General features: G+C 71.8%; 26 protein-coding genes. 16 read left to right on the top strand and 10 right to left on the bottom strand.

Annotation, left to right across the window (positions count from 1 at the left end):
• The first annotated feature begins 66 nt into the window (after window positions 1-66).
• Window positions 67-789, top strand: a complete 723-nt coding sequence (locus ACGF4F_RS12375; protein ID WP_357440893.1) for a phosphodiesterase — start codon at window positions 67-69, stop codon at window positions 787-789.
• Here the strand turns inward: ACGF4F_RS12375 and ACGF4F_RS12370 are convergent.
• The gene (locus ACGF4F_RS12370) at window positions 756-968 is read right to left on the bottom strand and encodes a hypothetical protein (protein ID WP_357440891.1); all 213 of its coding nucleotides are present in this window, start codon (window positions 966-968) and stop codon (window positions 756-758) included. The genes ACGF4F_RS12375 and ACGF4F_RS12370 overlap by 34 nt on opposite strands.
• Window positions 969-1,438: 470 nt before the next feature.
• Here ACGF4F_RS12370 and ACGF4F_RS12365 point away from each other — a divergent pair, with 470 nt between their 5' ends.
• The 3 genes from ACGF4F_RS12365 (at window position 1,439) to ACGF4F_RS12355 (ending at window position 3,201) form a co-directional block, all read left to right on the top strand.
• Entirely contained in the window at window positions 1,439-2,524 is a 1,086-nt protein-coding gene (locus tag ACGF4F_RS12365) for a 3-deoxy-7-phosphoheptulonate synthase (protein ID WP_357440888.1), read from the top strand.
• Window positions 2,525-2,661: 137 nt separating this feature from the next.
• Window positions 2,662-2,895 (top strand): hypothetical protein, encoded by a 234-nt coding sequence (locus tag ACGF4F_RS12360; protein ID WP_393077185.1) that lies wholly within the window; start codon window positions 2,662-2,664, stop codon window positions 2,893-2,895.
• Window positions 2,896-2,991: 96 nt separating this feature from the next.
• Entirely contained in the window at window positions 2,992-3,201 is a 210-nt protein-coding gene (locus tag ACGF4F_RS12355) for a hypothetical protein (protein WP_357440882.1), read from the top strand.
• A 74-nt stretch (window positions 3,202-3,275) separates the two neighbouring features.
• Here the strand turns inward: ACGF4F_RS12355 and ACGF4F_RS12350 are convergent, their stop codons facing one another.
• From ACGF4F_RS12350 to ACGF4F_RS12340, 3 genes are read right to left on the bottom strand one after another with little or no spacing between them, the layout of a single operon-like run.
• Window positions 3,276-3,839: a DUF1360 domain-containing protein gene (locus tag ACGF4F_RS12350; protein ID WP_393077059.1), complete on the bottom strand. Its 564-nt coding sequence runs from the start codon at window positions 3,837-3,839 to the stop codon at window positions 3,276-3,278.
• A gap of 7 nt (window positions 3,840-3,846) precedes the next feature.
• Window positions 3,847-4,176, bottom strand: a complete 330-nt coding sequence (locus tag ACGF4F_RS12345) for a hypothetical protein (RefSeq protein WP_357440876.1) — start codon at window positions 4,174-4,176, stop codon at window positions 3,847-3,849.
• Window positions 4,176-4,493 carry a DUF6158 family protein gene (locus tag ACGF4F_RS12340; RefSeq protein ID WP_357440874.1) on the bottom strand — a complete coding sequence of 106 codons (318 nt, stop codon included), beginning with the start codon at window positions 4,491-4,493 and terminating at the stop codon, window positions 4,176-4,178. Before ACGF4F_RS12340 ends, ACGF4F_RS12345 begins: the two co-directional genes overlap by 1 nt.
• Before the next feature lie 121 nt (window positions 4,494-4,614).
• On the opposite strand from ACGF4F_RS12340, the gene ACGF4F_RS12335 reads away from it, so the two are divergent.
• A complete protein-coding gene (locus tag ACGF4F_RS12335) occupies window positions 4,615-5,055 on the top strand; it encodes a hypothetical protein (protein ID WP_357440871.1) in 441 nt (146 codons plus the stop codon).
• 26 nt (window positions 5,056-5,081) lie between these two features.
• Window positions 5,082-5,411 (top strand): DUF3817 domain-containing protein, encoded by a 330-nt coding sequence (locus ACGF4F_RS12330; protein WP_357440868.1) that lies wholly within the window; start codon window positions 5,082-5,084, stop codon window positions 5,409-5,411.
• A gap of 1 nt (window position 5,412) precedes the next feature.
• Here the strand turns inward: ACGF4F_RS12330 and ACGF4F_RS12325 are convergent, their stop codons facing one another.
• A complete protein-coding gene (locus ACGF4F_RS12325) occupies window positions 5,413-5,937 on the bottom strand; it encodes a DUF6232 family protein (RefSeq protein WP_357440865.1) in 525 nt (174 codons plus the stop codon).
• A gap of 501 nt (window positions 5,938-6,438) precedes the next feature.
• On the opposite strand from ACGF4F_RS12325, the gene ACGF4F_RS12320 reads away from it, so the two are divergent.
• Window positions 6,439-7,407: an NlpC/P60 family protein gene (locus ACGF4F_RS12320; RefSeq protein WP_393077054.1), complete on the top strand. Its 969-nt coding sequence runs from the start codon at window positions 6,439-6,441 to the stop codon at window positions 7,405-7,407.
• 88 nt (window positions 7,408-7,495) lie between these two features.
• Here ACGF4F_RS12320 and ACGF4F_RS12315 read toward each other — a convergent pair whose 3' ends face one another.
• From ACGF4F_RS12315 to ACGF4F_RS12305, 3 genes are all read right to left on the bottom strand, one after another.
• Window positions 7,496-8,485, bottom strand: a complete 990-nt coding sequence (locus ACGF4F_RS12315; RefSeq protein ID WP_357441086.1) for a sigma-70 family RNA polymerase sigma factor — start codon at window positions 8,483-8,485, stop codon at window positions 7,496-7,498.
• Window positions 8,486-8,936: 451 nt separating this feature from the next.
• The gene (murQ, locus tag ACGF4F_RS12310; protein ID WP_357440860.1) at window positions 8,937-9,884 is read right to left on the bottom strand and encodes an N-acetylmuramic acid 6-phosphate etherase; all 948 of its coding nucleotides are present in this window, start codon (window positions 9,882-9,884) and stop codon (window positions 8,937-8,939) included.
• The gene (locus ACGF4F_RS12305; protein WP_357440857.1) at window positions 9,881-10,795 is read right to left on the bottom strand and encodes a MurR/RpiR family transcriptional regulator; all 915 of its coding nucleotides are present in this window, start codon (window positions 10,793-10,795) and stop codon (window positions 9,881-9,883) included. Before ACGF4F_RS12305 ends, murQ begins: the two co-directional genes overlap by 4 nt.
• Window positions 10,796-11,095: 300 nt before the next feature.
• Between ACGF4F_RS12305 and ACGF4F_RS12300 the strand changes: the two genes are divergently transcribed.
• Entirely contained in the window at window positions 11,096-11,851 is a 756-nt protein-coding gene (locus ACGF4F_RS12300) for an SDR family NAD(P)-dependent oxidoreductase (protein WP_357440856.1), read from the top strand.
• Here ACGF4F_RS12300 and ACGF4F_RS12295 read toward each other — a convergent pair.
• The gene (locus ACGF4F_RS12295) at window positions 11,836-12,567 is read right to left on the bottom strand and encodes a dTMP kinase (protein WP_357440854.1); all 732 of its coding nucleotides are present in this window, start codon (window positions 12,565-12,567) and stop codon (window positions 11,836-11,838) included. The genes ACGF4F_RS12300 and ACGF4F_RS12295 overlap by 16 nt on opposite strands.
• 152 nt (window positions 12,568-12,719) lie before the next feature.
• Between ACGF4F_RS12295 and ACGF4F_RS12290 the strand changes: the two genes are divergently transcribed.
• From ACGF4F_RS12290 to ACGF4F_RS12275, 4 genes are read left to right on the top strand one after another with little or no spacing between them, the layout of a single operon-like run.
• Complete coding sequence (locus ACGF4F_RS12290) at window positions 12,720-13,304, top strand: nucleotidyltransferase (RefSeq protein WP_073835985.1); 585 nt, start codon at window positions 12,720-12,722, stop codon at window positions 13,302-13,304.
• 56 nt (window positions 13,305-13,360) lie between these two features.
• Entirely contained in the window at window positions 13,361-13,570 is a 210-nt protein-coding gene (locus tag ACGF4F_RS12285) for a hypothetical protein (RefSeq protein ID WP_357441083.1), read from the top strand.
• Between the two features lie 13 nt (window positions 13,571-13,583).
• Window positions 13,584-14,312, top strand: a complete 729-nt coding sequence (locus tag ACGF4F_RS12280) for a metallophosphoesterase (RefSeq protein ID WP_357440851.1) — start codon at window positions 13,584-13,586, stop codon at window positions 14,310-14,312.
• A gap of 36 nt (window positions 14,313-14,348) precedes the next feature.
• The gene (locus ACGF4F_RS12275; RefSeq protein ID WP_167402562.1) at window positions 14,349-14,495 is read left to right on the top strand and encodes a GPGG-motif small membrane protein; all 147 of its coding nucleotides are present in this window, start codon (window positions 14,349-14,351) and stop codon (window positions 14,493-14,495) included.
• A 175-nt stretch (window positions 14,496-14,670) separates the two neighbouring features.
• Here the strand turns inward: ACGF4F_RS12275 and ACGF4F_RS12270 are convergent, their stop codons facing one another.
• Window positions 14,671-15,450, bottom strand: coding sequence for a peptidoglycan DD-metalloendopeptidase family protein (locus tag ACGF4F_RS12270; RefSeq protein WP_357440847.1), 780 nt, complete (start codon window positions 15,448-15,450; stop codon window positions 14,671-14,673).
• Between the two features lie 263 nt (window positions 15,451-15,713).
• Here ACGF4F_RS12270 and ACGF4F_RS12265 point away from each other — a divergent pair, with 263 nt between their 5' ends.
• The 4 genes from ACGF4F_RS12265 to ACGF4F_RS12250 all read left to right on the top strand — a co-directional run bounded on the left by ACGF4F_RS12265 (window position 15,714) and on the right by ACGF4F_RS12250 (window position 20,285).
• A complete protein-coding gene (locus tag ACGF4F_RS12265; protein WP_357440845.1) occupies window positions 15,714-17,060 on the top strand; it encodes an ABC transporter substrate-binding protein in 1,347 nt (448 codons plus the stop codon).
• A 70-nt stretch (window positions 17,061-17,130) separates the two neighbouring features.
• The gene (locus ACGF4F_RS12260; RefSeq protein WP_357440843.1) at window positions 17,131-18,180 is read left to right on the top strand and encodes a sugar ABC transporter permease; all 1,050 of its coding nucleotides are present in this window, start codon (window positions 17,131-17,133) and stop codon (window positions 18,178-18,180) included.
• 1 nt (window position 18,181) lies between these two features.
• Window positions 18,182-19,147 carry a carbohydrate ABC transporter permease gene (locus tag ACGF4F_RS12255; protein ID WP_357440840.1) on the top strand — a complete coding sequence of 322 codons (966 nt, stop codon included), beginning with the start codon at window positions 18,182-18,184 and terminating at the stop codon, window positions 19,145-19,147.
• 64 nt (window positions 19,148-19,211) lie between these two features.
• Window positions 19,212-20,285 carry a LacI family DNA-binding transcriptional regulator gene (locus tag ACGF4F_RS12250; RefSeq protein WP_393077045.1) on the top strand — a complete coding sequence of 358 codons (1,074 nt, stop codon included), beginning with the start codon at window positions 19,212-19,214 and terminating at the stop codon, window positions 20,283-20,285.
• Window positions 20,286-20,329 lie beyond the last annotated feature (44 nt).

The raw sequence follows: 20,329 nt of genomic DNA, 5'->3' as shown, positions 1-20,329 counted from the left end.
CGATCTCGCGGGCGGAAAGGGGACGGGCGGGAGCATCCTCGCCGCGCGGCGGGGTATCCCCGGGGCATGCCCGACCCCGCATCCACCGCCACCGAACGTGCCGCCGCCGCGCTGGCCTGCCGTCGGCGGGCCCGGCTGCTGCATCCCGCCGGCCGCACCTTCTCCGCCGAGGTGATGATCTGGGGTACGCCCGGTCCGCCGACCGGGGTCCCGCTCTTCGACCGGCCCGGACGGTGGCGGGGCACGGTCCGGCTGTCGAAGGGGGTCGCCACGCCGGGGAGCTGGCCGGACGTGCTGGGGCTGGGCGTGCGGCTGCACCGGGACCCGGACCCGCCGGTGGATCTGCTGATGAGTTCCAGCGCCGCCCCGCCGGTGCTGCGCCAACTGCCGCTGCCCCGGCGGCGCTTCACCGGGACGTACAGCTCGATCCTGCCCTTCCGGGCCGGCCGGTGCCGGCTCCTGGTGGCCGCGCTGGCCGACCCGGACTCGCCGGAGCTGGGCCGCAGCCTCGCCGAGGTCTCGTCGGCGGCGGGCCCGGACGCGCCCCGGCTGGTGCTGGCGGTGGCCTCGACGGTCGGGCCGTGGCGGCCGTTCGGGCAGGTCTGCCTCGACGGCCGGCGCGGCGCCCGGGAGGACGCCGCGCTGGCCTTCGATCCGATCGGCAACCTGCCGGCGGGTCTGCGGGCGGAGGGGCTGCTCGCCTGGCTGCGCGACACCACCTACCGCGGCTCCCGCCGGGTCCGGGGTGCGTCCGCTCAGTCCGGAGGCTCGCTCGGGGTCACGGTCTGATCCGACGTCCGGCGCTCCAGGGTGGCGTCCTGGGCGACGTTCCGATCCTCCCGGATGTCCGATTCGGCGAGGATCGCGTCGGCCTGGGCCTCGGGGTCCTCGCTGCCCACCGCCGCCTCCTCCGGCAGGAGGTGGGCGCGGGACTCGATCCGGTCCTGGTCGTTCTGCTGGTGGCTCATGCCGTTCCCATACCCCGCGGGTGCGCAGCGGAACGGGCCACGCACCTCGTTCGGGCGTACAGGGTGCCGTCGTCGTCGGCCAGGTGGTGCGGTTCCGGTTCCGCTTTCCCAGGATCCGGTACGCCGCGGAAATCGTTCCGTCGCGGCGCCGCGTGGCGCTGATGGCCCCGCCGGGCGCTTGTCGCGCCCTCGGTGCCACCGTTGGCAGCATAGATGAAGTTGAACGCGGGGCGGGGCCCTGCCGACGATGGAGTGAGCCCAGCCCGTCGCGTCGGGTAAGCTGGCTGGCGTGACGCGGTCGTATCGATGGTTTAGGCAGCCGGCTGGAGGAGCCGGTGACTCGACCATGATCTGACGTCACTCCTCTTCGAGCCGGCCGGGCAGGGATCATTCCCTGCCCTTTCGCGTACGAGCAGCCGGCTCGACCCCGGGCGCCGGCCCCGGGCACGGTCGGCGGAAGGAACCCCACCGTGCCGACCCAGGACGCCCATCGGGTCATCGACCAGCGGATCGACCGCGTCGTACCACTGACCACCCCGGCCCTGCTGCACCACCACCTGCCCCTGGACGCGGCGCTCGCGGAGGCCGTGGTCACCGGCCGACGCGCCGTCGGCCGGGTGCTGGACCGTGCCGACGACCGGCTGCTGGTCGTGGTCGGCCCGTGCTCGGTGCACGACCCCGCCGCCGCCCTCGAGTACGCGGGCCGGCTGCGCGAGGCCGCCGACCGGCTCGCCGACGACCTGCTGGTGGTGATGCGGGTCTACTTCGAGAAGCCGCGCTCGACGGTGGGCTGGAAGGGCCTGATCAACGACCCGGGGCTGGACGGCTCGGGCGACGTCAACACCGGCCTGCGGACGGCCCGGTCGCTCCTGCTCGACGTGCTGCGGCTCGGGTTGCCGGTGGGTTGCGAGTTCCTCGACCCGATCACCCCGCAGTACATCGCCGACACGGTGGCCTGGGGAGCGATCGGCGCCCGGACGGTTGAAAGCCAGGTGCACCGGCAGCTCGCCTCCGGCCTGTCCATGCCGATCGGCATGAAGAACCGCCCCGACGGCAGCATCTCCACCGCCGTGGACGCGATCCGGGCGGCCGGCGTGCCGCACGTCTTCCCCGGCATCGACGTCTCCGGCACCCCGGCGATCATGCACACCCGGGGCAACGCCGACGGCCACCTGGTGCTGCGCGGCGGGGGCGGGCGGTCCAACTACGACGCGGAGTCGGTGGCCGGGGCGCTCGACCTGCTCCGCACCGCCGGCCTGCCCGAACGAGTGGTGATCGACGCCAGCCACGCCAACAGCGGCAAGGACCACCGCCGGCAGCCGCTCGTCGCCGCCGACGTGGCCGCCCAGCTGGCCGCCGGCCAGCGCGGCATCGTCGGCATCATGCTGGAGAGCTTCCTCCAAGCCGGCCGCCAGGACCTGGACCCCACGCGGGAGCTGGAGTACGGGAAGTCCGTCACCGACGCCTGCATCGGCTGGGACACCACCGCGCAGGTCCTCACCGACCTGGCCCAGGCCGTCCGCACCCGCCGCGCCACCCTCCCCACCCCCGCCTGACCTCCCCTGTCCACCCATCTGTTGATCATGAGGTTGGCGGCGGTCAGCGAGATCCACATCGCCGCCAACCTCGTGATCAACGGGGAGCCGGGGCAGCGCCGGGACCGGCGACGTTTGACCGATTCGGGCCGGGGTAGCTGACCGGGGTGACCGACGACGCGCCCGTGACCGAACAGCCGGACACCCGGCAGCTCGACGAACTGCTCGACGACATCTACCACGGCCAGGAGCGGATCACCCAGGCGGACATCTACCGCCGGGCGGTCGCCGCCGAACTCCCCGCGGAACTGCTCACCCGGATCGCCGCACTCCCGCAGGGCGAGTACGCGATCGACGAGGTGAACGACCTGCTGGGCGGGACCGTCGCCTGAACGGCCGGCCGGATGGACGCCGCGCCGACCGGCCGGAGCGGGCCGGGACGGCGTCCGCCCGGAGACCGCCGGTGGCACGACGGAGAGGACAGTGGGATGACCGACCGGGACGAGGGGCAGCGCCAACCGGAGGCGCTCGGCCAGCCGCCGACGGCGGCGCCCCCCGACGCTGATCCGGAGTTCGCGGAGGAGCACGAGGAAACCGCGGTGGACGAGGACATCATCACCGGCGAGGACGGGGGCCGACGCGAGCCCGAGTCGTCGCGTGGCTGGGCCGGCGAGAACCACGGCACCAACCCCACCTGAGCGCACGGACGAGGGGCGGGCGCGCCAGCGTCCGCCCCTCGTCTCGACAAACTCCGGTTCGGAGCCGTCGCAACTCACTTTCCGCGTTGCCCACCCGCGGCCGCCTGCTGGGCGACCGCGTACCCCATCTGGAGGAAGTCTGAGGCGGCCACCGCGGTCAGCGCGGTAGCGACCAGCCGGGTCAGCCGGGGCGCCAGTACCAGCCCGCCGGTGAGCCCGGTGGCGACCCAGACCGCCAGGCAGAACGGGCAGCTCAGCAGTTCCCCGACCGCGTGCCGGGTGGCACTGCCCTGGTCCCGGACCTGCTCCATCACCTCGCCACTGCCGATCGGGTGGTCGTAGCGGGTGAACGGAGCACGCAGCGGGCTGGTGATCGCGTCCTTGGAGAGCAGCCGGCTGAGCTTGTGGGTCGCGACGGAGAGCAGCACCACGTCTGCCGGCGAGGGCCGCTCCGGCACCGGCCGCCCGGTCGCCCGGACCAGGCCCACCAGCGACGCGGTGACCGTCGCGTACGTGCCCATCGCCACCAGGTAGCCGCCCAGCGGTCGGTGCTCGTGCGGCGCGTACGCCTGACGAAGGCGCGCCACCTTGTGCTTCAGGCCACTCCGGGACACCCGGCCTCCTCGTTCTCGTGGCATCGCCGGCTCAGCCGGCGGTCAGGTTGTCATCCACCTCGCGGGCGAGGTTGGCCAGCGTCTCCTCGGCCAGCGCCGGGACGTCCCCGCCGGCCAGGTCGAGCCGGACCCGGGCGCCCCCGGCGTCGGCCGCCTCCACCCGGATCTCCGCCGACCAGTCGGGCGCGGAGTCGCTGTACCAGGTCGCTCGCATCTCCTCGACGCTGACCACCTCCGGCCGGCGCCCGCCGTCTTGCCGCAGCGGCTCGGGCAGCCACGCCGCCGCCCGGTCCGGGTCGATGGCCGTGTTGAAGACCACCTCGGGCGGCGCAGACATCCCCCGCTCGACGTGCGCCGCCATCAGGCCCCCCGGAGCCGGCTCGGGTCGACCTCCCGCCCCGGGTGCCGGGCGAGGTATTCCGTCTCCAGCTCCGCGGTGCGACGCAGGTGGTTGGCGAGCGCGGAGTCGGTGGCGTGCCGCAGGGTGTCCAGCCGGGTCCGGTGCAGGCTCTGCATCTCCCGGATCAGGTCCTCGTCGCCCAGTTCGGCGGGGTCCACCCCGAGCAGCTCGCCGTCGACGTCGCCCAGCGCGGTATCGGTCCGGGCGTGGTCGCCGTCCCACTCGGGCATCCGCTGCTCCGGGCTGGCGTCGGCGGGCCGGCGTACTGATTCGGTCATTGTCGCCCCCTCGTCTCGTTCGGGCTGGCGTCTAGACGGATGCCCACCCGGGATGCCACCAAACCCCGCGACCTACGACACCGCGTCGGAGACGGCCGCCGGCCCCGGTACCCTCAAAGGCATGAAGCGGCTCCGGACACCGGCGTGGATCGCCCGCCACGTGGCCATGGTCGTGCTGGTCGCGGGCTGCCTCGGGCTCGGCTGGTGGCAGGTCACCCGGGCCGCCGAGGGCAACACGCTGAGCTTCGGGTACGCGATCGAGTGGCCGGTCTTCGCCGGCTTCGTGGTCTTCCTCTGGTGGCGTGAGGTGCGGCACGCACTGCGGGGCCCGCGTGAGCCGGAGGCCACTCCGGCGCCGCCGGCGGCCACTCCGGCGCCGCCGGCGGCCGCCGGGCCCGAGCCGGCCCCCACCACCCCGGTGGTACGCCGACCGGTGCGGGTCAGCCGGGTGCCGGCCACCCCGGTCGAGGCGGTCGAGGACGGCGACCTCGCCGCGTACAACCGCTATCTGTCATGGTTGAACGCCAACCCGGGCGCGCGGCCCGGCGACTATCCCGGCTGATGGCCGGTTCGGAAGGACGGACGACGGTGGGCGGAGCGCTTACCCGGTACCGCGTGATCGCCTGGATCGTGGGCGTCGCGCTGGCGGTGCTGGTCCTGATCGGCATGCCGCTGAAGTACGGCTTCGACAAGCCGACCGTGGTGGCCGTGGTCGGCACCGCGCACGGCTGGCTGTACATGCTCTACCTGGCCGCGACGTTCGACCTGTCGCGCCGGGCCGAATGGCCGCTGAAGCGGATGCTGCTGGTGATGCTCGCCGGCACGGTGCCGTTCGTCTCGTTCTACGCCGAGCGCCGGGTCAGCCACTGGGTGTCGGCCGGTGACCGGCCCCGCACCCCGGAGCCGGTCGCCGGCTGAGTCACCGGCTGGGCCGCCACGGGTCGGCGGAGGCCAGCGGGTCCGCCCAGCCGGCACCGTGGCGTACCCCCTCCCGGGCCCGGTTCAGGGCCCGGGTGACCTGGCCGAACTGCCGCTCGTCGTCGCTGCTGAACAGCAGCACCTCGGCGCCCCGGTGCAGCCCCCACAGCTCGTACGCCGGGGGCCGCCAGCGGTCGCCGACCAGGATCAGCACCAGCGGCAGCAGACCCACCGCGCCCAGCGCCAGGTACGCGGCCGCGGTGAGTCGTTGCAGCCCGCCGGTGAAGCCGAGCAGCACCCCGACCGCGCCGATCAGCGCGGCGGTGACCACGACCGCCCGGAGGGCCAGCCGGTCGTGCGGCCCGCGGGTGGTCCAGAGCTGGGTGAGTTCCGTGACCCGCCAGCTGTTGCGGCCGACGGTGAAGCGTTCGGCGGTGACGACGATGCCCGGCCGGGCATAGAGCAGGGTCGGGGTGGTCGCCTGCGGCGACCGGGGCGGGCGGGTGGTGGAGCCATCGCTCTGCACGGCGTCCTCCAGGGGTCGCGCGCCGGGTTCTCCGCGCCAGCCCTGACCAGTGCCGATGCCGCTGGCCGGATTCCCGGCTCCGCGCTTCATTGTGTTGGGGGCGCGCCACCCCGGCCCGGCGTTTCTCCTGGTCCCCGGGGCCACCCCCGGCGGGGATTCCGCCCGGAAACAGAAGCCATTTGGGGCTATGTCGTGACTTCACGCCCCGTTGCCTGGCGACATCCGCCGAGAACGACGAATGGGGCGAGCCTCACGATGCGGCCATCGGGCGCGAGGGTCGCCACGTTCGGGTCGCGAAACGGGCACAAAGCGTCACGGTCACCAGCATCACTTCCTGACACTTTGCCAACATTCGCCCCTACTTCAACTGCCGGGCACTCCCGTCACGGGTTAGGTTGGGCAGGCCGGTCCGGTCGACCGCCATCCACCCGGATGGCCCCGGGCCGGTGTCGCCGGGGTGCGAAACGCTCCCGGCGACCGTGGGAGAGGAGCTTTCCGCTCTTGTCGTCCTTACGGATCCTGCTGCGCTCGCTGGTGGTCGCCGGCCTCTCGGCCGTGCTGATCGCCCCGGCGTCGGTGGCTCGGGCCGAGCCCACCCCCGCCGAGCTGACGAAGCAGATCGAGAAGTCCTCGACTGAGCTGGAGCGAATCGTCGAGTCCTACAACAAGCTCAACGAGGACATCAAGGCCAACCAGGCCGCCGCGGCCGCGTTGCAGGCCAGGATCGGCCCGTTGCAGGCGCAGGCCGAGCGCAGCCGCGCCGACGTGGGCGTCCTCGCCGTCACCGCGTACAAGACCGGCGGGCTGCGCACCGCGCAGGCGCTGCTGGAGCCGAGCGGGTCGGCCTCGCTGCCGGAGCGGCTGGGCACGCTGGACCAGCTGACCCGCCAGCGCCAGCAGACCATCGCCGGCTTCACCGCGGACCAGCGCCGGCTGATCGACCAGAAGACCCGGCTCGACGCCACGCTGGCCCGTGAGGCGGCTCAGGCGAGGCAGCTCAGGGCTGCCAAGAAGAAGATCGAGGCCGACCTGGACCGCCTCTATCAACTGCGGCGGCAGGCGTACGGCCGGGCCACCGAGGCGCCCGGCTCGGCCAGTTCCGCAGGCAGTCCACCGGCTGTCTCCGGCTCCGCCGGGGTGGCGGTGCGCTACGCGTACGGAGCGGTCGGCAAGCCGTACGTCTACGGGGCCGACGGCCCCAGCGGCTATGACTGTTCCGGGCTCACGCTGGCCGCGTGGCGAGCGGCCGGCAAGTCGTTGCCGCACAACGCGGCGATGCAGTGGAACGCCACCGCGCGGATCAGCCGCAGTTCGCTGAAGCCCGGTGATCTGGTCTTCTACTCCGGCCTGGGTCACGTGGCGCTCTACGTGGGTGGCGGTCAGATCATCGACGCGCCCAGCGCCGGCCGCAACGTCAACAAGCGGGACATGAACATCATGTCCATCGCCGGCTACGGCCGGGTGCGCTGACCCCAAGAGCCCGCGCGGACTCCCGGACGGCGAACGGCCGGCGTCCCCCTATCGGACGCCGGCCGCTCGTCTTGTCATTACTACCAGCTCAGGCTGCCTGCAGCCCCTCGGCCCGGGCCAGCTCACGGAGCCGGCCGAGAGCCTGGATCTCCAGCTGGCGGATCCGCTCCCGGGACAGCGAGAACCGCGAGGCCACCTCGGTCAGCGAGTGCTCCCGGCCGTCCTCCAGGCCGTAGCGGGCCCGCATGATGCCGGCCGACCGGTCGTCGAGGTGGTTGAGCAGGCCCTCGATGCGCTGCCGCTCCAGCCCGGTGAGGACGATGTCCTCCGGCGACGGGGCGTCGCTGTCGGCGACCAGGTCGCCCAGGTTGGTGTCGCCGTCGTCACCGACCGGGGTGTCCAGCGAGACCGTGTCCTGCGACCAACGGACCAGCTCGTTGACCCGCTCGACGGTGACGCCGAGCGCCGCCGCGATCTGCTCCGGCTCCGGGTCGCTGCCCAGCTCACGGGTGAGCTGGCGGGTCACGTTCCGCATCCGGTTGACGTCCTCGACCAAGTGCACGGGCAGCCGGACGGTCCGCTCCTGCTGGGCGATGGCCCGGCTGATCGCCTGGCGGATCCACCACGTCGCGTAGGTGGAGAACTTGTAGCCACGCTCGTAGTCGAACTTCTCGACCGCCCGGACCAGGCCGGTGTTGCCCTCCTGGATCAGGTCCAGCATGGGCATGCCGGACCGCACGTACCGGCGGGCGATCGACACGACCAGCCGCAGGTTGGCGCGGATGAACAGATCCTTCGCGCGCTCACCCTCGACGACCAGCCGCTCCAGCTCCTCCCGCTCGACGCCGACGGGCACGCGGTCCTCGCCGAGCAGGTGCTCGGCGTAGAGGCCGGCCTCGATCGCCTTGGAGAGGTCGACCTCCTTGGCGGCGTCCAGCAGCGGCGTCCGGGAGATCTCGTGCAGGTAGACGCCGACCAGGTCGCGCTCCTCGGCGACCTCGTCGGTACGCATGCCGATGTTCTTGTCCACGATTGCCACGGTCCCCTCGCTAGCGCCGGTTGCCCGGTTCCTTGCCATCCCCACGTTCATCAGCCCTCCCCGTAACCTCTGCTGTGCCCGTAGGTGCTGACACCTACACAACAGTTGAGACGCGTTGGGGATTCCATGTCGTGAGTCGAAACTGTCACGAATGCCTGAGTAGTAGCTGAGAGCCCGGTCCATGTTTGCTGTCAGGACCCCTGCTCGGGTGGCTCGCGCACGCCCTGCTGAAAAGACGCTCGGAGCAGCGGAATCGTTGCCGCCCGGGAAATCGCACCATTGCGAATTCCAAGAACACAGCGACCCGCGTCACCGTGGCATTGCGATCCTGGTCACTGCGAGATACGCATCGGCGGACCGGGCGGTTCAGCCACGGGTCAGGATTACCCCACGCTTCAGTGAACAATCCGCAGCGCGGAAGCCGTCCCGGCCACGGCGTGACGTGCGTCGCAGCCGCCGGAGCGGGCGGGGCGAACGGGACGCCGGAGGGTCAGGAGGCGAGCAGGGCCAGCGCGCCGCGCACCTGGTCGGCGGAGCGGGCCAGGGCGGCCCGGGCGGCGGAGACCTCCGCGCCGGAGACCAGCGAGACCAGGGCGGTCTTGAGATCGCCGTCGGCCTCGTGCAGCGCGACCCGGCAGAGCTCCTCCGCGCAGCCGGTGGCCTCCATGAGGATCGAGATCATCCGGCCGCGCAGCTTGGCGTTGGTGGCGACCATGTCGATCATCAGGTTCGAGTAGACCCGACCGAGGCGCACCATCACGGCCGTGGAGAACGTGTTGAGCACCAGCTTCTGCGCGGTGCCCGCCTTCATCCGGGTCGACCCGGTGATCACCTCGGGTCCGGTGTCCACCCCGATGAAGACGTCCACCGACGAGGCGGCGTCGGCCTCCGGATTGGCGCAGAGCAGCACGGTTGAGGCCCCCTGTGCCCGGGCGGCGGCGAGCGCCCCGAGGACGTACGGGGTGCGTCCGCTGGCGGCCAGCCCGACCACCAGGTCGCCGGCGCGTACGCAGCCGGTGGCGTCGGCGGCACCGGCACGCTCGTCGTCCTCGGCGTCCTCCACGGCCCGCCACATGGCCTCCGGGCCACCGGCGAGGTGGGCGCAGAACCAGTGCCGCGGCGAGTTGAAGGTGGGGGCCAGCTCCGCGGCGTCCAGCACGCCGAGCCGGCCGGAGGTGCCGGCGCCGAAGTAGTGCACGCGGTGCCCGCCGCGCAGCGCGGCCACGGCCAGGTCGACGGTCTCCGCGATCTCGTCGAGGACCGCCGCCACCGCCCCCGGCACCCGCCGGTCGGCCTCGTTGATGACGGTGAGCACCTCCCGGGTCGACATCAGGTCGAGGTCGACGCTGTGCGGGTTGCGCCGCTCGGTGGGCGCCCCCACCCGCACCACCGGCCGCACCGCGGTCACCTCGCCCGGCTCCACCCGTCCGGTCGTCATCCCCGCCTCCGCCCGGCGCCCACCCGATGCGACTGGACGGCCTCGGCGGTCACCTCCAGGGCCTTCTTCGCCTTGGCCCGGTTGCGCGCGGCCACTCCGACGAAGAGGCAGTCCACCACGGTGAGCTGGGCGAGCCGGCTGGCCATCGCCCCGGAGCGGTAGGTGGTCTCGCGGGCCGCGGTGGTGAGCACGAAGTCGGCCACCTCGGTGATCGGCGAGCGGGGGAAGTTGGTCAGCGCGACCGTGGTGGCGCCCCGCGCCCGGGCCTGCTCCAGCACCTCGATGACGTCCGATGTGGTGCCGGTGTGCGAGATGCCGACCGCGACGTCGCCCCGGCCCAGCAGGGCCACCGAGGTCAACGCGGTGTGCACGTCCGGGAAGTAGAAGGCGGTCCGGCCGATGCGGTGCAGCTTCTGCTGGAAGTCGGAGGCGACGAAGCCGCTGGCGCCGGCGCCGTAGACGTCGATCCGGCCGGCCGCACCGATCGCCTCGACCACCTGCTCGCAGACGGCCGGGTCGAGCTGCTCGGCGGTCTCCTCGACGGCCCGTGCGTCGTTGAACGCGATGGTCGCGATGATCTGCGCCAGGTCGGCGCCGGGCGGGATGTCGCCGCCGACCACTCGGGCGTCCGGCGGCTCGATCCGCCGGGCGGCCTCGGCGGCGAGCCGGATCCGCAGCTGAGGGTAGCCTTCCATGCCCACCGACCGGCAGAACCGGATGACGGTGGCCTCCGAGGTCTCGGCGGCGGTGGCGAGGTCGGTGATGGTGCGCCGGGCGGCGTCCGCCGGATCGGCGACGACCAGCCGGGCGACCCGCTGCTCGGCCGGGGACAGCGACGGGAGCAGGCCACTGATGTGGACGATCAGTCCACCGGGCTCGTGACTCGCAGAAATCTTCGGACTCTTCGCCACGGATGAAACTTACTTTCATGAGGCGCGACCGTCAACCATGACCGCGCGTATCGGGAAAAGTACCCCCTTCCGCGCCGGATCATCGCCGCAAGGGTCCCATTCCCGCCGCCCGCCCACCTCATCCGCTCCGGTCGAGTCGGCCACGCCGACCGACCGTCCAACCGGCCTTCGTGCAGGTCACGCCGACCGGACGGCTTGGAGCGGGCCGCCGGACGGACGGCTCCGGACGCCCAGTCGGCATCGACCCGGCCGGAACGCCCCCGACCACCGCCCCGCCCGGCGGCCGACTAGCGTGGGCCCATGGCGGAGCGCACGGTGCTGGTGACCGGGGGCACGGGCGGACTGGGCGGTGCGGTCACCGCGGCCTTCCTCAAGGCGGGCTGGCGGGTGGTCGTACCCGAACGGGAGGGCGATCCGACGGCGCCGGCGGCGTCCGGGCCGGTCCAGGTCCGGCGGCAGCTCCAGCCCGACGCCTCGGGCGCCGCGCCGCGACCTGGCGCCGTCGCGGAGGCCGTCGGCGCGGACCTGCTGGAACCCGCCGGGGCGGCGCGGGCCGTCGCGGCGGCGACCGCGGAGCCGAGCGCGCCGCTGCGCGCGGTGGTCAACCTGGTCGGGGGGTACGCCAGCGGCGGGCTGGTGCACGAGACCCCGGTCGAGGAGTTCGACCGGATGCTGCGGATCAACCTGCGCCCCACGTACCTGGTCACCCAGGCGGCACTGCCGCACCTGGTGGCGGCCGGCGGCGGCGCGGTGGTCTGCGTGTCGGCGCGGGCCGCGGTGGCGCCCTTCCCCGGCGCGGCCGGCTACGCCACGGCCAAGGCCGCGGTGCTGGCCTTCGCCAACGCGGTGGCGGTGGAATACCGGCAGCGCGGGGTGCGGTGCAACACGGTGCTGCCGAGCGTGATCGACACCCCGGCCAACCGGGCCGCCCAGCCGGAGGCCGACCACCGGCGCTGGGTGCCGCCCGCCGAGATCGCCGCGGTGATCCGCTTTCTCGCCTCCGACGAGTCCGCGCCGACCAGCGGGGCGAGCATCCCGGTCTACGGGCGGGCCTGAGCCGGCAGCGGGTCACCCCGGCCCGCCCCGCCCGAGGGTGGGCGGGGGCCACCCGGCGGCCCACCCGTCGACGACGGCGGGTCGCCCGGGAGCCACTCGGTGAGGTGGGCGCGGATGCGGCGGGACACCTCGTCCGGCGTGCCGTTCGCGTCGACCACCACGAAGCTGGCGTATTCCGGCAGCGTCCGGTAGGCGGTGGCGGCGGAGGTGAGCCACCGCATGGTCTCGTGGTCGGTGCCGCGCCGCTCGATCCGCCGGTACGCCTCGGCCGGGTCGACGCTGAGCAGGAAGGTGACCCGCGGCGCGGGGAAGATGCGGTAGCCGGCCCGGGCCAGCCGTTCCCACCGTTGTCCCCCGTGCGCCCGGATGCTGGCGTACTGGCAGGGGGACCAGCGGTCCATCACCGCGGTGCGACCGGTCACCAGGCAGCTCAGCAGGGCGAGGGCGATGGCGAGCCAGCGGAGCACGGACTCGACGGCGAGCAGCCCGTCGCGGCCGACCAGCCGTTGCGCGTCCGGCCGGCCGAGCCGTTGCGCGAGCCGGCCGAGCCAGCGACGACCGCCGGCGTTGCGGTGGTAGGTGGCGGCGTGGCCGGCGGCGGTGAGCGCCTCGGCGAGCCGGTGGGCCTGTGTGGTCTTGCCCGAGCCATCGATGCCGATCAGAGCGACGGCGCGCAGTCGGGCCCTGCCGCGCCGCCCCCGCAGTGACCTGGCCACCTGCCCCAGGCTAGCGGACCGGTGCCCGTCCCCGGCGGTTTGTCCCGTTCCGGCCCGCCCCGTCCGCGCCACTGCGGCAACAGGTGTGGCCGACCGGTTCGCCGGGTACGCAACTTCATTCCCACCGCCACCCACGACGACGGGAGAACCAGATGGCCGAGCGCGGGGACGAGACCCTGGTGCACACCCTCAAGAAGGTCGCCGCCGTGCTCAAGCAGTCCGAGATCCCCTTCGCGCTCGGCGGCAGCTTCGCCGTGTACGCCCACGGCGGCCACTCGAGCGACCACGACGTGGACTTCCTGATCCGGGAGCAGGACGTCGACCGGGCACTGGAGGCGCTGGTCGAGGCCGGCTTCACCGCCGAGCGCCCGCCCGAGGACTGGCTCGTCAAGGTCTATGACGAGGGGCGGATGGTGGATCTGATCCACCGGCCGATCGAGACTCCGGTGACCGAGGAGACCTTCGCCGACACCATCGTGCGGCCGGTCGACGCGATCCACATGCCGGTGCTCTCGGCCACCCAGCTGATGGTGCACAAGCTGCTGAGTTTCTCCCAGCACTACTGCGACTTCGCCCGGGCCCTGCCGCTGGCCCGCTCGCTGCGCGAACAGATCGACTGGGAACGGGTACGGAAGGAGACGCAGCACTCGCCGTATGCCGAGGCGTTCCTGGTGCTGCTCGACCGGCTGGACGTGCTGCCGGAGAGCGGCACCACCGAGGGAAGGGAGACACCGTGACCGAGCAGCACGGCGACGCGCCGCCCGACGAGTACGTCGAGGCGGAGATCCAGCGCATGTTGGCCGAGGACCCGGCGATCGCCGAGCAGGGCATCACCGTGGTCTGCCTGGAGCGGGGCTTGGTGCTCTACGGCGAGGTGGAGAGCCCGCACCGACGGGAGGAGATCCTGCGCCGGGTCGCCGAGCGATTCCCGAACGTGCCGATCACCAGCGACATCGGGGTGATCCGGACACAGGCGCCCAGCCAGGTCGAGGAGCTGCCGTGAGGGAGGTCGGACCGTGATCCGGATCGCCGCGGTCGGCGACGTGCACATGGACGAGGACGTGGTCGGGCGGTTCCGGCCGGCGCTGGACGAGCTGCCCGACTGCGCCGACGCGCTGCTGCTCGCCGGCGACCTGACCCGGCACGGCAGCGAGTCCGAGGCGCGCTGCGTGGCGCGGGAGTTCGGCAACCTCGGGGTGCCGGTGATCAGCGTGCTCGGCAACCACGAGCACCAGTGTGACGAGGTGCCACAGGTGGTGAAGGTGCTGGAGGACGTCGGCATCACCGTGCTGGAGGGGAACGGAATCGTGCTGGAGTGCGCCGGCGGGCGGCTCGGCGTGGCCGGGGCGAAGGGCTTCGGGGGTGGCTTCGCCGGGCGCTGCGCCAGCGACTTCGGTGAGCCGGAGATGAAGGCCTTCGTCCAGACCACCAAGGACAGCGCCGACGCGCTGGGCCGGGCACTGCGCGGGCTGGAGTGCGACGTGCTGGTGGCTCTCACCCACTACTCCCCCGTGCCGGACACGCTCGCCGGCGAACCGCTGGAGATCTATCCGTTCCTCGGCTGCTACCAGCTCGGCCAGGCGATCGACTCGGCGCCCACCGCGCTGGCGCTGCACGGGCACGCCCACCACGGATCGGAGCGGGGCACCACCCCCGGCGGCGTCCGCGTCCGCAACGTCGCCCACCCCGTGATCAAGCAGGCGTACAGCATCTTCCACCTGGGAGATCACCTCGACCGGGGCTAGGTTTCTCGGATTCGGCGGCCGGGTACTGCACGAGCCATGGAGCTGATTCTCTGGATTCTCGCAGTCGTACTGGTGGTCGCCGGCATCCTCGCGCTGTTCCGCCGGCAGATCCTGTGGGGCATCGTCCTCATCATCGTCGGCCTGCTGGTCGGCCCGGGCGGCGTCAGCATCTTCAGCAGCTAGCCGCCGCACCCCACCCCTGACCCGCCGGGGTCGCCGGGTCCGCGGCCTCCGTCCTCCCAGACTGGAGCCCGCGGACGCGACGACCCCGGCGCTTCGCGTTCCGGGCGGTCACCCACCCGACCGACCGGTTCGCCGGTCGGACGTGGGGCTCGGCCGGGGCCCGCGGCGCTGCCGGTCAGCAGCGGGGTACGCCGGGGATGTAGCCGTCGTAGCCGGTGTAGACGTACGCGTCGGAGATGTATCGTCCGGTGCCGATCCGGTCCCAGATCGAGCTGGTGCCGTACGTGCCGGTGACCGTGGTGCCGCTGGTCTGGCAGTAGATGGTGACCTTCGCGCCGTCGGCGACCGAGCCGACCGCGCTGTAGTTGGTGCCCGGTCCGGAGCGGACGGTCAGACTCACACCGGAGGTGGTGTTGACCGTGCCCTCCCCGGTGTTCGAGCCGGAGCAGCCGTTGTCGCTGGTGTACGTCTTGGTGCCCCAGTAGAGGGCGAGCGCCCCGTTGAACCGGACCTGGATGTCGTTGCCGTTGAGCCGCTGCTCGTAGTGCAGGTGCGGGCCGGTGGAGCCACCGGTGCTGCCCACGTACCCGATCACCCGGCCGTAGCCGACGGTCTGCCCGACCGAGACGTTGAAGCCGCTCAGGTGGGCGTAGTAGGTGGTGTAGCCGTTGCCGTGGTCGATCCGGACGTACTTGCCGTAGCTGGTGCCGCCGAGGTCGGTCACCCGGTCGACCGTGCCCGGCGCGCTGGCCACCACCGGGTCACCCAGGTCGTCGGTGCGGTTGAAGTCGATGGCGTAGGCCGGGCTGTGGTCGGACCGGGTCTGGCCGGACCAGGACTGGTTGCAGGGGAACGGGACCTTGAAGGTCGGGGCCGCCATGGCCGGGGTCGCCGGCACCAGGGTCGCCGCGAGGACGGCGCCCACGGCCGCCAGGCTGAACCACCGCTTGCGCATCCACTTCCTCCTATGTTGAAAGTTTTCTATCTGCCGTGCTCAGCGTGACAGAAAGCGCCATTGATGGAAAGGGGTGCCCTGCCGGCGGAATCAGCGGAGCGTGGGAGCGCGCCCACGCGCGGTAAGTGGGTTTCGGGATTGTTACCGGGCCGTGTCCGGCAGGGGGGTGGACCCGACAAGATGCAAGCGCTTACATGTGGGGACGACCATCGGACCGGCGCGAGTTTCGATCCCTCCACGCGCCGGCTAGGAAGGAGATCGGCATGGCGTTTGCCAGATCGCGCCAGGCTCTCGCGGTCGCCGGCGTTCTGGGGCTGGCGCTCGGCGTCACCGCCTGCGGCACCGGCAGCAGCGACAAGAAGAGCAGCAAGGCGGGCTCCGCGGAGTGTGCCGCTTATGAGAAGTACCAGGGCCACGAGGGCAAGAAGGTCTCGATCTACTCGACGAACACCGACGTCGAGGCCGACAAGCTGCAGGAGTCCTGGAAGCAGTTCGTCGACTGCACCGGCATCAAGATCGATTACGAGGGCAGCCGTGAATTCGAGGCGCAGCTGCCCGTGCGAGTGGACGGTGGCAACGCGCCGGATCTGGCGACGATTCCGCAGCCGGGCCTGCTGAAGCGGTTTGCCGACGCCGGCAAGCTGAAGCCCCTCGCGGGCGACACGAAAGCGATGGCCGAGCAGAACTACTCGGCCGACTGGCTGAAGTACGCGACCGTCAACGGAACCCTCTACGGCGTGCCGCTGGACTCGAACGTCAAGTCGTTCGTGTGGTACTCGCCGAAGACGTTCAAGGAGAAGGGCTGGGCGGTCCCGACCACCTGGGACGACCTCATCAAGCTGAGCGACACGATCGCAGCGAGCGGCACGAAGCCGTGGTGCGCCGGCATCGAGTCCGGTGAGGCCACCGGCTGGCCGGCCACCGACTGGATCGAGGACCTGATGCTGCGGACGCAGACCCCTGAGGTCTACGACCAGTGGACCACCCACGGCATCCCGTTCAACGACCCGAAGGTCGCCGAGGCCCTGGACCGGGCCGGCACCATCCTGAAGAACGAGAAGTACGTCAACGGCGGCTTCGGCGGCGTGAAGAGCATCGCCACCACCGCGTTCTCGGAGGCGGGCCTGCCGATCCTGCAGGGCAAGTGCGCGCTGCACCGGCAGGCGTCGTTCTACGCGAACAACTGGCCGGAAGGCACCAAGGTGGGCGAGGACGGGGACGTCTTCGCCTTCTACTTCCCGGCGATCGACCCGGCCAAGGGCAAGCCGGTGCTCGGCGCCGGGCAGTTCACCGTCGCCTTCAGCGACCGGCCGGAGGTACAGGCGGTGCAGACGTTCCTGGCCTCGGGCGAGCACGCCAACAGCCGGGCCAAGCTGGGCGCCTGGGCGTCGGCGAACAACAAGCTGGACCTCGCCAACGTGGAGAGCCCCATCGACAAGCTCTCGGTTCAGATCCTCCAGGACAAGAGCGCGGTCTTCCGCTTCGACGGTTCCGACCTGATGCCGGCCGCGGTCGGCGCCGGGACCTTCTGGAAGGGCATGGTCGCCTGGGTGAACGGCAAGGACACCGCGTCGGCGCTGAAGGACATCGAAGGCAGCTGGCCGAAGTGATCTGGGAAGGTGGGCCGGCCCGTGACCACGGGCCGGCCCACCGGCACAGTCGACACCCGTGGGAGGGTTGATGAACTTCGACTTCGCGGAGGAGTCGCCAAAGCTCTTCATGTTGCTCTGGGGGCTGGTGGCCTTCGTCGCGGTGGTGGGCGGCCTGCTCCTGTTGCTGGACGTGGTGCCGTCCTGGTTCGCCCGGCGCCGTGAGGCTCAACTGGTCGCCGCATCGGCCGGCGGCGCGCCGCCGCCTCGGCGACGGAAGCCCCGCGAAGGGCTCTTCGCGCTCTTCTTCCTGCTGCCGACGACGCTGCTGCTCCTCGTCGGCCTGGTCGTCCCGGCGATCCGCACCACGCTGCTGTCGTTCATGGACGGCGGCAGCCAGAACTGGGTGGGGCTGGCCAACTACCGGTGGATGTTCGCGGATGATGCGATCGTCCGAGTGCTGCTCAACACGCTCACCTGGGTGGTCCTGGTGCCGCTGGTGGCCGCCTCGATCGGTCTGCTCTACGCGGTCATGGTCGACCGGGCCCGGTTCGAGGCGCTCGCCAAGTCACTGATCTTCATGCCGATGGCGATCTCGTTCGTAGGTGCCAGCATCATCTGGAAGTTCATCTACGCGTACCGGGGCGAGGACCAGGAGCAGATCGGCCTACTCAACCAGATCCTGGTCAGCCTCGGCGGCAAACCGCAGCAGTGGCTGCTGGAGTCGCCGCTGAACACGCTGCTGCTCATCGTGATCATGATATGGATCCAGGCCGGCTTCGCCATGGTGGTGCTCTCCGCCGCGATCAAGGCCATCCCGGCCGACATCGTCGAGGCGGCCCGCCTGGACGGGGTCACCCCGTGGCAGATGTTCTGGCAGATCACCCTGCCGAGCATCCGGCCGGCCCTGATCGTCGTGGTGGTGACCCTGTCGATCGCCACACTGAAGGTCTTCGACATCGTCCGGACCGCGACGAACGGCAACTACGAAACCAGCGTGATCGCCAACGAGATGTACAACCAGGCGTTCCGGTACGGCGAGAACGGGCGGGGCTCCGCGCTGGCGGTCTTCCTCTTCGTTCTGGTCATCCCGATCGTGATCTACCAGATCCGCAACCTGCGTCAGCAGCGGGAGGGGTGAAATGACCACCACCACGCCCACGCTCGGCACCGGCACCCAGCAGGTGGATGAGCGCCGCGGCATCGCCCGGCGGGTCCGCAAGCGGCTGAACACCCGGACCGCCACCGTGGTCTCAATCGTCATCGCGCTGCTCTGGACCGTGCCGACCTTCGGCCTGTTCATCTCGTCCTTCCGGCCGGAGGCCCAGATCAAGACCACCGGCTGGTGGACGTTCTTCAGCGACCCCCAGTTCACGCTGGAGAACTACCAGGAGGTGCTGTTCGGCACCTCCTCGTCGTCCGGGCAGTTGGCCAGCTACTTCATCAACTCGCTGGCGATCACCATCCCGTCGGTGCTGTTCCCGCTCGCGTTCGCTGCCCTGGCCGCGTACGCGCTGGCGTGGATCAACTTCCGCGGCCGGGACTGGGTCTACATCGGGATCTTCGCGATGCAGATCGTGCCGCTGCAGATGGCCCTGGTGCCGCTGCTCAGCTTCTTCTCCAACGGCGTCAGTCTGGGCGGGTTCACCCTGCTGCCGGCCTGGGAACTCGACGGTGCACAGAAGTTCGCGCAGGTGTGGTTCGCGCACACCTGCTTCGCGCTCCCGTTCGCCGTGTTCCTGCTGCACAACTTCATCTCGCAGCTGCCCAGGGATTTGATGGAGGCGGCCCGGGTCGACGGGGCCACCCACCCGAAGATCTTCCGTACCATCGTCATGCCGCTGATCACGCCCGCGCTGGCCGCGTTCGGCATCTTCCAGTTCCTCTGGGTCTGGAACGACCTGCTGGTCGCGCTGATCTTCGCGGGCGGCGGGAACGAGACCGCTCCGCTGACCGTCCGGCTCGCCGAGATGGCCGGCACCCGGGGCAACGAGTGGCAGCGGCTCACGTCCGGCGCGTTCGTGTCGATCGTCGTACCGCTGATCGTGTTCCTGTCCCTCCAGCGCTACTTCGTGCGCGGCCTGCTCGCCGGCAGCGTCAAGGGCTGACCCGCTGCTCCGCCGCCGCCGGCCCCGGCGGCGGCGGACGCGGGGCGGAGCGGGGGGAACAACGATGACGAAGATTGACGACGTCGCCCGCCTGGCCGGGGTCTCCACGGCCACCGTCTCCCGGGCGCTGCGCGGCCTTCCGACGGTCTCGGCCGCGACCCGGCGCCGGGTCCTCGCCGCCGCCGAGCAGCTCCAGTACGCGGTCTCGCCGAGCGCCTCCCGGCTGGCCGGCGGGAAGACCGGCACAGTCGGCGTCGTGGTTCCCCGGATCACCCGCTGGTTCTTCGGGACAGTCGTGGAGGCCGTCGAGGACTTCCTCCACCAGAACGGGTACGACCTGCTCCTCTACAACCTCGGTGGCCGCGAGCAGACCCGGCAGCGGGTGCTGCGGACCGCCAACCTGGACAAGCGGATGGACGCGATCATCCTGGTCGCCACCCCGCTGCGGCCGGCGGACGTGGCCGCGCTGACCAGGCTGGCCCTGCCGGGGGTGACCATCAGCTCCGGCAGCGGCGTGCCCGGCTGGCCGCGGGTACGCATCGACGACGTGGCCGCGGGACGGACCGCCACCCGGCACCTGCTCGACCTCGGCCACACCCGGATCGCGCACATCTCCGGCGATCCGGACGACGAGTTGGCCTTCACCACGCATCTGGACCGGCGCCGCGGCTACCAGGACGCGCTGCGCGCGGCCGGGATCCGGCCCGACCCGAGCCTGGACGTCGAGTCGCAGTTCACCATCGACGGCGGCATCCGGGCCACCGCCGAGCTGCTGGCCCGGGGCGAGCCGCCCACCGCGATCTTCGCCGCCTGCGACGAGATGGCCATGGGCGCGATGACGGCACTACGCGACGCCGGGCTGCGGGTGCCGCACGACGTCAGCGTGATCGGCATCGACGACCACGACCTGGCCGGCGTGCTCGGGTTGAGCACCGTCGCCCAACCCGCCGCGGAGCAGGGGCTGCTCGCCGCACGGATGCTGCTCGACCCGCTGGGGGTGCGCACCGCCGACCCGTACCCGGGGGTGGTGCCGCGACCACGCCTCGGGGACGCCGACGGCGAGCCACCGACGCGGTCGGTGATCCTGCCCACTCGACTGGTGGTGCGTGAATCGACCGCACCACCGCGGGCAATCTGAACGGATTCGGCCGTCCGGGTGACGGCCGCGGGAATGACCGACCG

The organism is Micromonospora sp. NPDC047740 (genome assembly GCF_043204735.1).
Lineage (GTDB): Bacteria > Actinomycetota > Actinomycetes > Mycobacteriales > Micromonosporaceae > Micromonospora.
This window is presented reverse-complemented; position numbering and strand designations above follow the sequence as displayed.

Coding starts and splice junctions, on each gene's coding strand:
- ACGF4F_RS12290 (WP_073835985.1), top strand. CDS start 12,720: ATGGCCGAGCGCGGGGACGAGACCCTGGTGCACACCCTCAAGAAGGTC.
- ACGF4F_RS12275 (WP_167402562.1), top strand. CDS start 14,349: ATGGAGCTGATTCTCTGGATTCTCGCAGTCGTACTGGTGGTCGCCGGC.
- ACGF4F_RS12260 (WP_357440843.1), top strand. CDS start 17,131: ATGAACTTCGACTTCGCGGAGGAGTCGCCAAAGCTCTTCATGTTGCTC.
- ACGF4F_RS12270 (WP_357440847.1), bottom strand. CDS start 15,450: ATGCGCAAGCGGTGGTTCAGCCTGGCGGCCGTGGGCGCCGTCCTCGCG.
- ACGF4F_RS12265 (WP_357440845.1), top strand. CDS start 15,714: ATGGCGTTTGCCAGATCGCGCCAGGCTCTCGCGGTCGCCGGCGTTCTG.
- ACGF4F_RS12350 (WP_393077059.1), bottom strand. CDS start 3,839: ATGCCACGAGAACGAGGAGGCCGGGTGTCCCGGAGTGGCCTGAAGCAC.
- ACGF4F_RS12355 (WP_357440882.1), top strand. CDS start 2,992: ATGACCGACCGGGACGAGGGGCAGCGCCAACCGGAGGCGCTCGGCCAG.
- ACGF4F_RS12315 (WP_357441086.1), bottom strand. CDS start 8,485: ATGGCAAGGAACCGGGCAACCGGCGCTAGCGAGGGGACCGTGGCAATC.
- ACGF4F_RS12340 (WP_357440874.1), bottom strand. CDS start 4,493: ATGACCGAATCAGTACGCCGGCCCGCCGACGCCAGCCCGGAGCAGCGG.
- ACGF4F_RS12250 (WP_393077045.1), top strand. CDS start 19,212: ATGACGAAGATTGACGACGTCGCCCGCCTGGCCGGGGTCTCCACGGCC.
- ACGF4F_RS12375 (WP_357440893.1), top strand. CDS start 67: ATGCCCGACCCCGCATCCACCGCCACCGAACGTGCCGCCGCCGCGCTG.
- ACGF4F_RS12370 (WP_357440891.1), bottom strand. CDS start 968: ATGAGCCACCAGCAGAACGACCAGGACCGGATCGAGTCCCGCGCCCAC.
- ACGF4F_RS12285 (WP_357441083.1), top strand. CDS start 13,361: ATGTTGGCCGAGGACCCGGCGATCGCCGAGCAGGGCATCACCGTGGTC.
- ACGF4F_RS12345 (WP_357440876.1), bottom strand. CDS start 4,176: ATGGCGGCGCACGTCGAGCGGGGGATGTCTGCGCCGCCCGAGGTGGTC.
- ACGF4F_RS12255 (WP_357440840.1), top strand. CDS start 18,182: ATGACCACCACCACGCCCACGCTCGGCACCGGCACCCAGCAGGTGGAT.
- ACGF4F_RS12335 (WP_357440871.1), top strand. CDS start 4,615: ATGAAGCGGCTCCGGACACCGGCGTGGATCGCCCGCCACGTGGCCATG.
- ACGF4F_RS12300 (WP_357440856.1), top strand. CDS start 11,096: ATGGCGGAGCGCACGGTGCTGGTGACCGGGGGCACGGGCGGACTGGGC.
- murQ (WP_357440860.1), bottom strand. CDS start 9,884: ATGACGACCGGACGGGTGGAGCCGGGCGAGGTGACCGCGGTGCGGCCG.